This window comes from Streptomyces sp. NPDC001599, assembly GCF_042893535.1.
Taxonomy (GTDB): Bacteria; Actinomycetota; Actinomycetes; order Streptomycetales; family Streptomycetaceae; genus Streptomyces.
Window position 1 is genome coordinate 46,248 of the sequence record NZ_JBIAVA010000014.1, and the last position, 13,794, is coordinate 60,041.

Below are 13,794 nucleotides of genomic sequence, written 5' to 3' on the forward strand. Positions count from 1 at the left end.
CCACCCGCGAAGGTATTCCCCACTAAGTCGATAGGAAAAGTAGGGAATGGTGATGGGGTCGTGGGGACGCCGGAGTTCTGGATGCGTGTCGGCCGTGAACTCGGAGACGACCTCGCGACGGACGCCCCCGACCGAGACCGGGCGGGCAAGCCCCCGTACGACGAGGTGGCGCGGCTGCGTGAATCCGGCCTTCCGGCCGCCCTGGTGCCGCCCCATGCGGAAGGCGGCGACACGGGTGACGGCATGCACGGCGGGATGGACTGGGCCGATGCCTGCGCCGTCGTCCGCCGGATCGCGGCCGCCGACGGCTCCCTGGGCGAACTCCTCGGACGCCACCACGTGTTGTCCTGGAGCGCCCGGTTCTTCGCCGCCCCGGAACGCGTCTTCGCACTGGAGGCCCGCGCCGTGCGCGAGCAGTGGCTCTGGGCCGGAGACACGGGATCGGCCGACGCGGACGGGCCGTGCCGCCACGGCGACGGCGACGGCGGTCTCGTCCTCGCCCCCGCCCGGGGCTCCGGAGGCTTCCTGCTCAACGGACGGCGGACCCTGGCCACCGCCGTCGACGTGGCCGACCGGTTCGTCCTCGACGCGGTCTGCGCGTCCTCGGGCGACTCCGTCGTCGTGCTGGTGGACCCGCGGCACCCGGGCGTCGTCCGCACCCCGCTGACCGACCGGTTCGGCCAGCGGCTCGCCGGTGCGGGCACGGTGCGGTTCGACGACGTACCGATCGGCGTGGACGACGTACTGGGGGCCGCCGCGCTCGACGAGGACACGGCCGCACCCTTCGCCACCGTCGCTCCGCTCGCACTGCGGCTCATGCTCGCCCAGGTGGCTCTGGGGGTGGCCGAGGGGGCGCTCGCGGAAGCGCGGGAACTCAGCCTCGCGGCGTCCCACGCCCGGCCGCGGGGCGCCGCGGAGTACCTCCTCGCGCCGCCTCCCGGCACGGACGCCGATCTGCTGCTGGCCTTCGGCGAACTGGCCCTCGCCGTCCACGGCGCGTCGGCCGTCGTCGAGCGTGCCACGACCGCCATGGCCACGACACTGCGGACGGGCCGGGCGCTGGACGCGCGCGGGCGCGCCGACACCGCCGCGCTCGTGGCGGCCGCCGGAGCGGTCACCGACCGGGCGGCCCTGCGTGCCGGGGCGGGGATCCTGGAACTCGCCGAATCCGACGGACTCGACCGGTTCTGGCGCAACATCCGGGTCCTGGCGGGCCGCGGGCCCACCGGCCCCGCCCTGCGCGCCATCGGGGACCACTTCCTGTACGGCGGGGGTGCCTCGCCCGCGCGGTGGTAACCGCTGCCGAGCAGGAAGCCGGGAGCGCCCCTCAATATGCTCGACCCATGCTCACCGAAGTCACCGCCACCCGCTACATCGAGCCCCTGCGCTCCGGCGGCTCCGTGCCCGCCGTCGTCGAGGCCGACGATCTCGGCACCTACGTCCTGAAGTTCACCGGCTCCGCGCAGGGCCGCAAGGCGCTGGTCGCCGAGGTGGTGGTGGGGGAGCTGGCCCGGGAGCTGGGGCTGCGGGTGCCGGAGCTGGTGCTCGCGCACTTCGACCCGGCGATCGCGGAGGCCGAACCGCACCAGGAGGTGCGGGACCTGCTGCACGCCAGCGCGGGGCTGAACCTCGGCATGGACTACCTGTCGGGCGGTGCCGACTTCACGCCCGAGGTCGCCGAGGTGTTCCCGGTGGATCCGCGGGAGGCGGGACGCGTCGTCTGGCTCGACGCGCTCACCGTGAACGTCGACCGGACGGTGCACAGCTCCAACCTCATGGTCTGGCCCACCCTCGGCACCGTGCCGCCGCGTCTGTGGCTCATCGACCACGGCGCGGCGCTCGTCTTCCACCACCGCTGGGGCGCCTCCCCGCCCGAGAAGGCGTACGACTTCCGGCACCACGCCCTCGGCCACTACGCGCCCGACCTCCCGGCCGCCGACGCCGAGCTGGCGCCGAAGGTCACGCGGGAGCTGCTGCGCGAGGTGGTGGGCCGGGTGCCGGAGGCCTGGCTGACCTGCGAAGGCGACCTCGACACGCCGGAGAAGGTGCGCGCCGCCTATGTGGACTACCTGCACGCGCGCGTACGGGCCTCCCGGCAGTGGCTGCCCACCGGATTCCCCAGCCGCGAGGAACTCGCGGCCGAGAACGCCGCCCGCGCGGCGCGCACGCAGCGGGGCCGGCCCGACTGGCTGAAGCGGGTCCCCGACCTGCACGGCAAGCCGCCCGCGGAGCAGGACTGGTCGGTCCATCTCGGCTGACACACGTCTGTGCCCCTGATGCCGGGCCTCGGCATCAGGGGCACAGACGTGTGCGGCGTCAGCCCTTCAGCTGCTCGTACGCCGGCAGCGTCAGGAAGTCGGCGTAGTCCTCGTCGAGCGACACCGTGAGCAGCAGGTCGTGGGCCTGCTGCCAGTTGCCGGCCGCGAAGGCCTCGTCGCCGATCTCGGCGCGGATGTTCGCCAGCTCCTCGGCGGCGACCTTGCGGGCCAGGTCGGCGGTGACCTGCTCGCCGTTGTCGAGGACGACCTCCGCGTTGATCCACTGCCAGATCTGCGAGCGGGAGATCTCGGCGGTGGCCGCGTCCTCCATCAGGTTGAAGATGGCGACGGCGCCGAGGCCGCGCAGCCACGCCTCGATGTAACGGATGCCGACCTGGACGGCGTTGACCAGACCGGCGTACGTCGGCTTGGCGTCCAGGGAGTCGACGGCGATGAGGTCGGCCGCCTTGACCTCGACGTCCTCGCGCAGGCGGTCCTTCTGGTTGGGCTTGTCGCCGAGGACCTTGTCGAAGGACTCCATGGCGATCGGCACCAGGTCGGGGTGGGCGACCCAGGAGCCGTCGAAGCCGTCGCCCGCCTCGCGGTCCTTGTCGGCGCGGACCTTCTCGAAGGCGACCTTGTTGACCTCGGCGTCCCGGCGCGAGGGGATGAAGGCCGCCATGCCGCCGATCGCGTGCGCGCCGCGCTTGTGGCAGGTGCGGACGAGGAGTTCGGTGTACGCCCGCATGAACGGGGCGGTCATCGTCACCGCGTTGCGGTCCGGCAGCACGAACTTGGCGCCGCCGTCGCGGAAGTTCTTGACGATGGAGAACAGGTAGTCCCAGCGGCCGGCGTTCAGCCCGGAGGCGTGGTCGCGCAGTTCGTAGAGGATCTCCTCCATCTCGTACGCGGCCGTGATCGTCTCGATCAGGACGGTGGCGCGGACGGTGCCCTGGGGGATGCCGACGTAGTCCTGCGCGAAGACGAACACCTCGTTCCAGAGGCGGGCCTCCAGGTGGGACTCCGTCTTCGGGAGGTAGAAGTACGGGCCCTTGCCGAGGTCCAGCAGACGCTGGGCGTTGTGGAAGAAGTACAGGCCGAAGTCGACCAGGGCGCCGGGCACCGGGCGGCCGTCGACCTGGAGGTGGCGCTCGTCGAGGTGCCAGCCGCGCGGGCGCATGACGACCGTGGCCAGCTCGGCGTCCGGGCGCAGGGCGTACGACTTGCCGGTGCGCTCGTCCGTGAAGTCGATGCTGCGGGTGTAGGCGGAAGCCAGGTTGAGCTGGCCGAGGACCACGTTCTCCCAGGTCGGCGCGGAGGCGTCCTCGAAGTCCGCGAGCCACACCTTCGCGCCCGAGTTGAGCGCGTTGATGGTCATCTTGCGGTCGGTGGGGCCGGTGATCTCGACGCGGCGGTCGTTCAGCGCGGCCGGAGCGGGGGCCACCTTCCAGGAGTCGTCCGCGCGGATCGCGGCGGTCTCCGGGAGGAAGTCGAGCGTGGAGGTGCGGGCGATCTCGGCGCGGCGCTCCGCACGGCGGGCGAGGAGCTCGTCACGCCGGGGCGTGAACCGCCGGTGCAGCTCGGCCACGAAGGCGAGCGCCGCATCGGTGAGGACCTCCTCCTGCCGGGGCAGGGGCTCGGCGTCGACGATGGCCAGCGTGGACGGCGCTGGTGCGGACATGAGCTGTCACTTCCTTCAGCGGTGGCACCGGGTGCCAGAGGGTGCGTATGGGGCATTACGCACTCGCCGTGCAGCGGAGTGCTTCTGGTCAGTGGATAGTAGTTTCCTCATCGTGGAACTTCAATGGTTTGTTGATGTCGAGATTCTCCGGGTCGAGGCAAGGTGGCGCTCGGTGCCACCTCCCTCACTCAAGGTGGACCAGGTCCGCCTCGGTGTCGATGTCGTACGGCCGGGCCACGTCCCCGCACTCGACGAGGGCGATCTCCGCCTCGTGTTCCCTCAGATAGGCGCGGGCACCCCGGTCGCCGCCGGCGGTCGCCGCGATCCCCGCCCAGTGCGCGGCGCCGAGCAGCACGGGATGCCCGCGCACGCCCGCGTACGCCGCCGAGGCCAGCGACGTCTCGTCCCGGAATCCGGCGCGCACCCGGGCCGTCGCCTCCGCGCCGATGCCGGGCTGGTCCACCAGGGCGACCAGCGCCGCCCGCGCCCCGGTCCCCGCCAGTGAGCCGAGCCCGGCCCGCAGCGACGACCCCATGCCCTGCTCCCAGTCGGGGTTGTCCACGAGGACGCAGCCGTCGAGCGCGGCCCGCGCGCGTACTTCCGCGGCGCGCGCCCCCAGGACGACGTGCACGCGGGCGCAGCCGGCCGCACGGAGTACGTCGACCGCGTGTTCGACGAGTAAGTGTCCACGGTGTTCGAGCAGCGCCTTGGGGCGGCCGCCGAGCCGCCTGCCGCCTCCGGCGGCCAGCAGCAGCCCCGCCACCCGGTCGCCCACCTGGTCTTCTGTCGGGGCCTTGTTGTCGGTGTCGTCGGTCATGGCACCTGCATACCTGACCGCCCGCCAAACGCTTCGGCGTGCACGGGATTTCCGGAGACTTTCCGGAGACTGAATTTCGGTCCGCGTGGTGGCGCGTCCGGTGTGCGGTGGCGTTTACTGGCCCGCGCACAACGGAGTGCGAGGGGGAGGGCTGTGTTGCGGAGCTTGGGGCAGAGGCACGTGACCGTCGGCGACGAGGACGTGAGGGTGGTGGCGCTGCGGACCGCGGTGTCGCGGTTGCGCCGACAACTCGCGCTGCTGCCCGCCGACTTCCCGGACCGCCAGATCGCGGAGGACGAGCTGGCCGACCTCGCGGCGATGGTGGGCCACGGCGTTCCCGAGGTTGCGCGACTGCGCCGCTCCCTGCTGCTGATAGCGGGCGCGATCGGCTCCGTCAGCGCCCTCGCACCGGGACTGACGGAGGTCCGTCACGCCGTGGAACTCTTCGGGGACCCGCCGCGTCGCTGAGCCCCGTGGGGGAGGGGCCGCCTCAGGCGGCCGGGTTGCCGTTCGAGCCGTTCGAGGTCAGCAGGGCCTCGGAGAGCTCCGACGCCACCTGCTGGAGCAGGGGTACGATCCGGTCGGTCGCGGCCTCGGTGACGCGGCCCGCGGGGCCGGAGATCGAGATGGCCGCGGCGGTGGGGGAGTCCGGCACCGGGACGGCCAGGCACCGGACGCCGATCTCCTGCTCGTTGTCGTCGATCGCGTAGCCCTGGCGCCGCACGTCCTCCAGTGCCGCGATGAAGCCGTCCGGCGTGGTGATCGTCTTGTCGGTCGCGGCCGGCATGCCGGTACGGCCCAGCAGGGCCCGCACCTCGTCCGCCGGGAAGCTCGCGAGCAGCGCCTTGCCGACACCCGTGGAGTGCGGCAGGACGCGCCGCCCGACCTCGGTGAACATGCGCATGGAGTGCTTGGACGGCACCTGGGCGACGTACACGATCTCGTCCCCGTCGAGCAGGGCCATGTTCGCCGTCTCGCCGGTCTCCTCGACCAGGCGGGCCAGGTGCGGGCGGGCCCAGGTGCCGAGCAGCCGGGAGGCGGACTCGCCCAGCCGGATCAGGCGGGGGCCGAGCGCATAGCGGCGGTTGGGCTGCTGGCGTACGTATCCGCAGGCCACGAGCGTGCGCATCAGGCGGTGGATGGTCGGCAGCGGCAGCCCGCTGCTGGCCGAGAGCTCGCTCAGGCCGACCTCGCCCCCCGCGTCCGCCATCCGTTCGAGCAGGTCGAAGGCGCGCTCCAGGGACTGGACGCCACCGGTGGCGGACCTGGCGGAGTCGGTGGTGCTGGCGCTGGACGTCGGCACGGCACGTTCCTTTCGGGGCTGGCGGGAGGAAAGAAGCGTACCCGGCACCCGGTTGACTACCGGCTTGTACGTAGCTACGTTCTGCTTGCTGGAATTCTAATTCCGCTTTGTGGAAACGTCCAGAGCGGGGTCATTGGGCATGCCGTCACAAAGGGTGCCTCTTGACGGCCTCGGAGCGGGAGTGAAGACTCCTTCAACAGAACGTTGAAATTCGACGGCAGAGGCAGACAGGTACAGGCAGAGAAGGGGATCCGGGTGTCCGAAGCTGAACTGGTGCTGCGCTCGACGCGCGTCATCACTCCCGAGGGGACCCGCGCCGCGTCCGTCGCGGTGACCGGGGAGAAGATCACGGCCGTCCTGCCGTACGACGCCCCCGTCCCGGCGGGCGCCCGGCTCGAGGACGTGGGCGACCACGTCGTCCTGCCCGGCCTGGTCGACACCCATGTGCACGTGAACGACCCCGGGCGCACCGAGTGGGAGGGCTTCTGGACCGCCACCCGCGCCGCGGCCGCCGGCGGCATCACCACCCTCGTCGACATGCCGCTCAACTCCATCCCGCCGACCACCACGGTCGACAACCTGCGCACCAAGCGCCAGGTGGCGGCCGACAAGGCCCACATCGACGTCGGCTTCTGGGGCGGCGCCCTGCCGGACAACGTCAAGGACCTGCGCCCGCTGCACGAGGCCGGGGTCTTCGGCTTCAAGGCCTTCCTGTCGCCGTCCGGCGTGGACGAGTTCCCCCACCTCGACCAGGAGCAGCTCGCCCGGTCGCTGGCGGAGATCGCCGCCTTCGACGGCCTGCTGATCGTGCACGCCGAGGACCCGCACCACCTGGCCGCGGCCCCGCAGCAGGGCGGCCCCAAGTACACCCACTTCCTCGCCAGCCGCCCGCGCGACGCCGAGGACACCGCGATCGCCGCCCTGCTCGCACAGGCCAAGCGCTTCAACGCGCGGGTGCACGTACTGCACCTGTCCTCCAGCGACGCCCTGCCGCTGATCGCCGAGGCCCGCGCCGACGGTGTGAGGGTCACGGTCGAGACCTGCCCGCACTACCTCACGCTCACCGCCGAGGAAGTGCCCGACGGCGCCAGCGAGTTCAAGTGCTGCCCGCCGATCCGCGAGGCCGCCAACCAGGACCTGCTCTGGCAGGCGCTGGCGGACGGCACCATCGACTGCGTCGTCACCGACCACTCGCCCTCCACGGCCGACCTCAAGACCGACGACTTCGCCACCGCCTGGGGCGGCATCGCCGGCCTCCAGCTCAGCCTGCCGGCCATGTGGACCGCCGCCCGCGGGCGGGGCCTCGGCCTTGAGGACATCGTGCGCTGGATGTCGGCGCGCACGGCCGCCCTGGTGGGGCTCGACACGCGCAAGGGCGCCATCGCGCCGGGCCACGACGCGGACTTCGCCGTGCTGGCGCCGGACGAGACCTTCACGGTCGACCCGGCCGCCCTTCAGCACCGCAACCGCGTCACCGCGTACGCGGGCAAGACCCTGTACGGCGTCGTGAAGTCCACCTGGCTGCGCGGTGAGCGCATCGTGGCGGACGGCGCGTTCACCGACCCGAAGGGACAGCTCCTCGACCGGGCCTGACGTGCCCGGACACTCCCTGAACCCAGTACCCCCCGAACAGCCCCGAAAGGAACACCTGATCACCGTGACGGCCCAGCAGAACACCTCGTTGGCCAGCTTCACCGGCGACGCCCAGCCCTACGGAGGCGGCGACCCGTACGCGGACTACCGCACCGCCGACCTCCCCTTCACCCAGTACGCCAACCTTGCCGACCGGCAGCTCGGCGCGGGTGTCGTCGCCGCCAACGACGAGTTCTTCGCCCAGCGCGAGAACCTGCTGGTGCCCGAGCCCGCCGAGTTCGACCCCGAGCACTTCGGGCACAAGGGCAAGGTCATGGACGGCTGGGAGACCCGCCGGCGCCGCGGTGCCTCCGCCGAGCACCCGTGGCCCACCGAGGAGGACCACGACTGGGCGCTGATCCGCCTGGGCGCCCCCGGCGTGATCCGCGGCATCGTCGTCGACACCGCCCACTTCCGCGGCAACTACCCGCAGGCCGTCTCCGTCGAGGGCGCCTCGGTCGCGGGCTCCCCCTCCCCGGAGGAACTGCTCGCCGACGACGTGAAGTGGACGACCCTCGTCCCGCGCACCCCGGTCGGCGGCCACGCGGCCAACGGCTTCGCCGTCTCGGCCGAGCAGCGCTTCACCCACCTGCGCCTGGGGCAGCACCCCGACGGCGGCATCGCCCGCCTGCGGGTGTACGGCGAGGTCGTCCCGGACCCCGCCTGGCTCACCGCGCTGGGCACCTTCGACGTGGTCGCCCTGGAGAACGGCGGCCAGGTCGAGGACGCCTCCAACCTCTTCTACTCGCCGGCCACCAACACCATCCAGCCGGGCCGCTCCCGCAAGATGGACGACGGCTGGGAGACCCGCCGCCGCCGCGACCGGGGCAACGACTGGATCCAGTACCGCCTGGTGGACCGCTCCCGGATCCGCGCCGTCGAGATCGACACGGCGTACCTGAAGGGCAACAGCGCCGGCTGGGCGTCCGTCTCCGTCAAGGACGGCGCGGCGGGCGAGTGGCGCGAGGTGCTCCCGCGCACCCGCATGCAGCCCGACACCAACCACCGCTTCGTCCTGCCCGAGGCGGCCGTCGGCACGCACGCGCGCGTGGACATCTTCCCCGACGGCGGCATCTCCCGCCTGCGCCTGTTCGGCACCCTGACGGAGGACGGCGCGGCCCACCTCGCCGCCCGCCACCAGGAACTGGGCGGCTGACCCGCCGCTCGGCTCGGCACGGACCCGCGGGGCGCACCGGCAGGACAGCACCGGTGCGCCCCGCGCGCACGCCCGTTCGCGACCGCCTCCCGGGGGCGGTTACGCCGCGTGGCCGCCGTCGACCGCGAACTCCGCGCCGGTGACGTACGTGGCGGTCGCCAGGTACGCCACCGTCGACGCCACCTCGTCCGCGGTGCCGAAGCGGCCCAGCGCCGTCAGGGCCGCCTGTCCGTCCGCGTAGGGGCCGTCCGCCGGGTTCATGTCGGTGTCGATCGGCCCCGGGTGCACGATGTTCGCCGTGATCCCGCGCGGGCCCAGTTCCCGGGCCAGCGCCTTGGTCAGCCCGATCAGCGCCGACTTGCTCGTCGCGTACAGGGTCCCGCCGGGCCCCGGCACCCGCTGGGTCATGCAGGTGCCGACGGTGATGATCCGCCCGCCCTCGGTCATGCGGGCCGCGGCCGCCTGCGAGGCCAGGAAGACGCCGCGGACGTTCACCGCCAGCAGTCGGTCGACGTCGGCGGGGGAGAGGCTCTCCAGCGGGCCGAGCAGGCCCAGGCCCACGTTGTTGACCAGCACGTCGAGGCCGCCGCCGAGCGCCGTGGCGGCCCGCTCGACCGCCCCCGCCGCCTCGTCCGCGTCGGCGGAGTCGGCCCGCAGGGCCACCGCCCGGCGCCCCAGCGCCCCGACGGCCCGGACGACGTCCTCGGCCGCGTCCTTGCCGTTCACGTAGGTGAGGGCCACGTCCGCGCCCTCCTGGGCCAGCCGCAGGACGGTCGCCGCGCCGATGCCCCGGCTGCCGCCGGTCACGAGGGCGGTACGGCCGGTCAGGGGGGCGGGGGCGAGCGGGTTGGTGTGCGTGTTCGTGTTCATGGGTCCATCCCAGCCGGGTCGCCGTGCCCGTGCTGGCGGCGAACGGACATCGACCTGACCTCCGGTCCGTTCCGGTCCGCGCCGGTCAGGATGTGAACGCGCCGAAAACACATATGACATCCCGGGAAACTCCACGACCTTGTCATTGACATGCCACTGTCTACGCGCGTCATCATGAGCGCATGCGATTCCCCCCACGCGCCGCTCGGCTCGGCGCAGCAGCCGCAGTCCTGTCCGCCCTCCTCGTGGGCGGCACCGTCTCCGCGTCCACGGCCGGCGCCGCCCCCGCGGCGGTCGGCGACATCTGCTACAGCGACCTGCCCTCCCAGGCGCACGACACGCTCGACCTGATCGAACAGGGCGGCCCCTATCCGTTCGAGCAGGACGGGACCGTCTTCCAGAACCGGGAGGGCATCCTGCCCAGTCAGTCCTCCGGGTACTACCACGAGTACACGGTGATCACCCCGGGCTCCGACACGCGCGGCGCCCGCCGGATCGTCACCGGTGAGGAGAGCCAGGAGGACTACTACACGGCCGACCACTACGCGTCGTTCGACCTCGTCGACCACGGCTGCTGAGGTCCGGCCGGCCGGGTCCGGATTCCGAACTCACTCGGACCCGCGGCTCTCGGCGGCGGCGAACAGCGCGCCGCCGAGAGCGAGCAGCGCCACGCTCGCGTAGACCTCGTAGCCGTCGAGGAAACCGATCTTCTGCACCAGACCGATGTGCCAGTCGGTGAACTCGTGCACCAGGCCCATCCCGCCCTGCACCACGGCGACGAAGCCCAGGAACTCCAGCAGTTGCTTCATGTGCCCGACTCTCGCCCCGCGGTCCCCCCACACGCATCGGCCGCGGGGCGAGTCCTGGCCGACACAAGGCGTCGTGGCGCGGGCCCGGACGCGCCGAAAGTCGACGCTCGCGCGACCATGGTCGGCGATCCCCCTCGCCCGGCCGTCCCGGCCGCCGTCGCTGCGTAGATTTGTCGACCGTGAAGAATGACAAGCAGGCCGCGGTGCCCCCGGCCTTCGCGAAGCGGCGCTGGCTACTGCCCGCGGCGCTGGTCGAGGACCTGTACCCGGAACGCCGGCGGCCCGGCGGCCGGCCCCGGCGCACCGCACGCGACTGGGTCGTCGACTTCGCCTGCTTCCTGCTCGCGGTCGCGATCGGCCTGCTCGCCGCCGACGCGCTGGACCAGGAGCCGGACCTCTCACCCGCCATGGCCGTCGCGGACCAGCTGATCGGCGCCCTGGCCTGTGCCGCCGTCTGGCTCCGGCGGCGCTGGCCGGTCGGGCTGGCCGTGGCCATGGTGCCCGTCTCCCTGGTCTCGGCCACCGCGGGCGGTGCGGTCCTCGCCGCCCTGTTCACGCTCGCCGTGCACCGGCCCTTCCGGTACACGGCCTGGATCGGCGGCGCGAGTCTCGCCGTGACGCCGCTCTACTACTGGATGCGCCCGGAACCCGACCTGCCCTTCCTGGCGTCCCTCGTCATCGCCGTCCTGCTCGCGGTCACCGTGCTCGGCTGGGGCCTGCTCGTCCGCTCCAAGCGCCTGCTCCTGCTCAGCCTGCGCGACCGGGCCCGGCACGCCGAGGCCGAGGCGCGGCTGCGGGCCGAGCAGGCGCAGCGGCTGGCCCGGGAGGCCATCGCCCGGGAGATGCACGACGTCCTCGCCCACCGGCTGACGCTGCTCAGCGTGCACGCGGGCGCCCTGGAGTTCCGGCCCGACGCACCCCGGGAGGAGGTCGCGCGGGCCGCGGGCGTCATCCGGGAGAGCGCGCACGAGGCTCTCCAGGACCTGCGACAGATCATCGGCGTGCTGCGGGCGGCCGACTCCGACGACGCGGGCCGCCCCCAGCCCACGCTCGCGGCGCTCGACGCGCTGGTCGCCGAGTCCCGCGAGGCGGGCATGAAGGTCACCCTCGCGGAGCGCGTGCCCGACCCCGGAGCCGTCCCCGCCGCCGTCGGCCGCACCGCCTACCGCATCGCCCAGGAGGCGCTGACCAACGCGCGCAAGCACGCCCCCGGCACCGAGGTCACCGTCTCGGTCACCGGGGCACCGGGCGACGGACTGGCCCTGTCGGTGCGCAACGCCCCGCCCCGGGGCGAGGTGCCCCACGTGCCCGGTTCGGGGCAGGGGCTGATCGGGCTGACCGAGCGGGCGACGCTCGCGGGCGGCACCCTGGAGCACGGGCCGACGCCCGGGGGCGGCTTCGAAGTCCGCGCGAGACTGCCGTGGGGCTGAGCCACCCCCGGGGGCGGCCGGCGGCGACCGTGATTACGTATGACGCATGACTGCGATCAGACTGCTCCTCGTCGACGACGACCCGCTGGTGCGGGCCGGGCTGTCCCTCATGCTGGGCGGCGCCGAGGACGTGGAGATCGTCGGCGAGGCCGCCGACGGTGCCGAGGTCGGGGCGCTCGTCGACCGCACCCGCCCGGACGTCGTCCTCATGGACATCCGGATGCCGGGAACGGACGGCCTCACGGCGACCGAACGGCTGCGGAGCCGCACCGACGCGCCCCAGGTCGTCGTGCTCACCACCTTCCACGCCGACGAACAGGTGCTGCGGGCCCTGCGCGCCGGAGCCGCCGGGTTCGTCCTCAAGGACACGCCGCCCGCGGAGATCCTCGACGCGGTGCGCAGGGTCGCGGCCGGCGACCCCGTCCTGTCGCCCGCCGTGACCCGACGGCTGATGGAACAGGCGGCCGGTGCCGCCCCCGACGCGCGCCACGCACGCCGCACGCGCGCGCGTGCCCGCGTGGAGACCCTCAACGACCGCGAGCGCGAGGTCGCCGTCGCGGTCGGCCGCGGCATGGCCAACGCCGACATCGCGTCCCACCTCTTCATGAGCGTCGCCACGGTCAAGGCCCACGTCTCCCGCATCCTGGCCAGGCTCGACCTCGACAACCGGGTCCAGATCGCCCTGCTGGCGTACGACGCGGGACTCCTCGACGAGTACCAGGACGACGCCCCCTAAGGCGTGAGCGTTTCGGGTACCTCCGCCAGCCGTACGGGTCTGCGCTCGCGCCGGGAGACGTCGCAGGCCTCCGCGATCCGCAGGGCCTGGAGCGCCTCGCGCCCGTCGCAGGGGTTGGCCCGCTCGCCGCGCACCACCTGCACGAACGTGTTCAGCTCGGCCTCGTAGGCGGGTCCGAAGCGCTCCACGAAGCCGGTCCACGGCTTGTCGGCGGCCGGCGGTCCGGTCGGCTCGGTGGACGCGATCGGCGTACGGTCGTCCAGGCCCACGACGATCTGGTCCAGCTCCCCGGCCAGCTCCATGCGCACGTCGTACCCCGCCCCGTTCAGCCGCGTCGCCGTGGCCGTCGCCAGCGTGCCGTCGTCCAGTGTGAGCAGCGCCGCGCCGGTGTCCACGTCGTCCGCCGCGCGGAACATCGGCGGACCGGCGTCGGACCCGGCGGCGTACACGTCGACGACCTCCCGCCCGGTCACCCAGCGCAGGACGTCGAAGTCGTGGATGAGCGTGTCCCGGTAGAGCCCGCCGGACTGCGGCAGGTAGTCGGCCGGCGGCGGCGTCTGGTCGCTGGTCACCGCCCGGACGGTGTGCAGCCGGCCGAGCCGCCCGGACCGCACCGCCTCCCTGGCCCCCGTGTAGCCGGTGTCGAAGCGGCGCTGGAAGCCCATCTGGAGGACCGTCCCGGCGGCCTCCACCTCGGCGATCGCCTGTAACGTGCCCGGCAGGTCCAGCGCGATGGGCTTCTCGCAGAACACCGGGAGCCCCGAGCGGGCCGCCCGGCCGATCAGTTCGGCGTGGGCCGGGGTCGCCGTGGTGATCACCACCGCGTCCACGCCCCACTGGAAGATCTCGTCGACTCCTGGTGCCGCCGTCTCGCCCAGCCGGTGGGCCAGGTCCTGCGCCCGCGTGATGTCGGCGTCCGTGAGGATCAGGGATCCGACGTCGCGGTGGCGGCTGAGCGTGTTGGCGTGAACGGTACCGATGCGGCCCGTTCCGATGACCCCGATGCGCATGGAATCAAAGTGGGCTCACAGCAGCTCCCTGTCAATGCGTATGTCCGGACAATCGAACTGCGCAGCTTCCCGTCACCTCGGCACGGAGCTAC

The 13,794-nt window shown here is 73.0% G+C and carries 14 protein-coding genes; 8 read left to right on the forward strand and 6 right to left on the reverse strand.

Annotation, left to right across the window (positions count from 1 at the left end; translation table 11 throughout):
• Positions 1-60 precede the first annotated feature (60 nt).
• Positions 61-1,296, forward strand: coding sequence for an acyl-CoA dehydrogenase (locus ACFYZ3_RS29505; protein WP_388523871.1), 1,236 nt, complete (start codon positions 61-63; stop codon positions 1,294-1,296).
• A gap of 47 nt (positions 1,297-1,343) precedes the next feature.
• Complete coding sequence (locus ACFYZ3_RS29510) at positions 1,344-2,258, forward strand: HipA family kinase (RefSeq protein ID WP_361016196.1); 915 nt, start codon at positions 1,344-1,346, stop codon at positions 2,256-2,258.
• Positions 2,259-2,316: 58 nt separating this feature from the next.
• Here ACFYZ3_RS29510 and aceB read toward each other — a convergent pair whose 3' ends face one another.
• Positions 2,317-3,939 (reverse strand): malate synthase A, encoded by a 1,623-nt coding sequence (gene aceB, locus ACFYZ3_RS29515; protein ID WP_388523874.1) that lies wholly within the window; start codon positions 3,937-3,939, stop codon positions 2,317-2,319.
• Between the two features lie 184 nt (positions 3,940-4,123).
• The gene (locus tag ACFYZ3_RS29520) at positions 4,124-4,756 is read right to left on the reverse strand and encodes an NTP transferase domain-containing protein (protein WP_388523877.1); all 633 of its coding nucleotides are present in this window, start codon (positions 4,754-4,756) and stop codon (positions 4,124-4,126) included.
• Positions 4,757-4,909: 153 nt separating this feature from the next.
• Between ACFYZ3_RS29520 and ACFYZ3_RS29525 the strand changes: the two genes are divergently transcribed.
• Positions 4,910-5,224, forward strand: a complete 315-nt coding sequence (locus ACFYZ3_RS29525) for a DUF5955 family protein (RefSeq protein WP_388523880.1) — start codon at positions 4,910-4,912, stop codon at positions 5,222-5,224.
• A gap of 22 nt (positions 5,225-5,246) precedes the next feature.
• On the opposite strand, the gene allR is transcribed toward ACFYZ3_RS29525, so the two are convergent.
• Positions 5,247-6,059: an allantoin degradation transcriptional regulator AllR gene (gene allR, locus ACFYZ3_RS29530; RefSeq protein ID WP_388523883.1), complete on the reverse strand. Its 813-nt coding sequence runs from the start codon at positions 6,057-6,059 to the stop codon at positions 5,247-5,249.
• A 255-nt stretch (positions 6,060-6,314) separates the two neighbouring features.
• Between allR and allB the strand changes: the two genes are divergently transcribed.
• Both allB and alc read left to right on the forward strand, forming a co-directional pair.
• Positions 6,315-7,652 (forward strand): allantoinase AllB, encoded by a 1,338-nt coding sequence (allB, locus tag ACFYZ3_RS29535; RefSeq protein ID WP_388523886.1) that lies wholly within the window; start codon positions 6,315-6,317, stop codon positions 7,650-7,652.
• Between the two features lie 64 nt (positions 7,653-7,716).
• The gene (gene alc, locus ACFYZ3_RS29540; RefSeq protein ID WP_388523889.1) at positions 7,717-8,847 is read left to right on the forward strand and encodes an allantoicase; all 1,131 of its coding nucleotides are present in this window, start codon (positions 7,717-7,719) and stop codon (positions 8,845-8,847) included.
• Positions 8,848-8,946: 99 nt separating this feature from the next.
• Here alc and ACFYZ3_RS29545 read toward each other — a convergent pair whose 3' ends face one another.
• A complete protein-coding gene (locus tag ACFYZ3_RS29545; protein ID WP_388523892.1) occupies positions 8,947-9,717 on the reverse strand; it encodes an SDR family oxidoreductase in 771 nt (256 codons plus the stop codon).
• 182 nt (positions 9,718-9,899) lie between these two features.
• On the opposite strand from ACFYZ3_RS29545, the gene ACFYZ3_RS29550 reads away from it, so the two are divergent.
• Entirely contained in the window at positions 9,900-10,295 is a 396-nt protein-coding gene (locus ACFYZ3_RS29550; RefSeq protein ID WP_388523894.1) for a ribonuclease domain-containing protein, read from the forward strand.
• A 30-nt stretch (positions 10,296-10,325) separates the two neighbouring features.
• Here ACFYZ3_RS29550 and ACFYZ3_RS29555 read toward each other — a convergent pair whose 3' ends face one another.
• Entirely contained in the window at positions 10,326-10,526 is a 201-nt protein-coding gene (locus ACFYZ3_RS29555; protein ID WP_388523897.1) for a hypothetical protein, read from the reverse strand.
• Positions 10,527-10,696: 170 nt separating this feature from the next.
• Between ACFYZ3_RS29555 and ACFYZ3_RS29560 the strand changes: the two genes are divergently transcribed.
• The gene (locus ACFYZ3_RS29560) at positions 10,697-11,956 is read left to right on the forward strand and encodes a sensor histidine kinase (RefSeq protein WP_388523900.1); all 1,260 of its coding nucleotides are present in this window, start codon (positions 10,697-10,699) and stop codon (positions 11,954-11,956) included.
• Between the two features lie 46 nt (positions 11,957-12,002).
• Positions 12,003-12,692 carry a response regulator gene (locus ACFYZ3_RS29565; protein WP_388523903.1) on the forward strand — a complete coding sequence of 230 codons (690 nt, stop codon included), beginning with the start codon at positions 12,003-12,005 and terminating at the stop codon, positions 12,690-12,692.
• Here ACFYZ3_RS29565 and ACFYZ3_RS29570 read toward each other — a convergent pair.
• Complete coding sequence (locus tag ACFYZ3_RS29570; protein WP_388523906.1) at positions 12,689-13,702, reverse strand: Gfo/Idh/MocA family oxidoreductase; 1,014 nt, start codon at positions 13,700-13,702, stop codon at positions 12,689-12,691. The genes ACFYZ3_RS29565 and ACFYZ3_RS29570 overlap by 4 nt on opposite strands.
• Between the last annotated feature and the right edge of the window lie 92 nt (positions 13,703-13,794).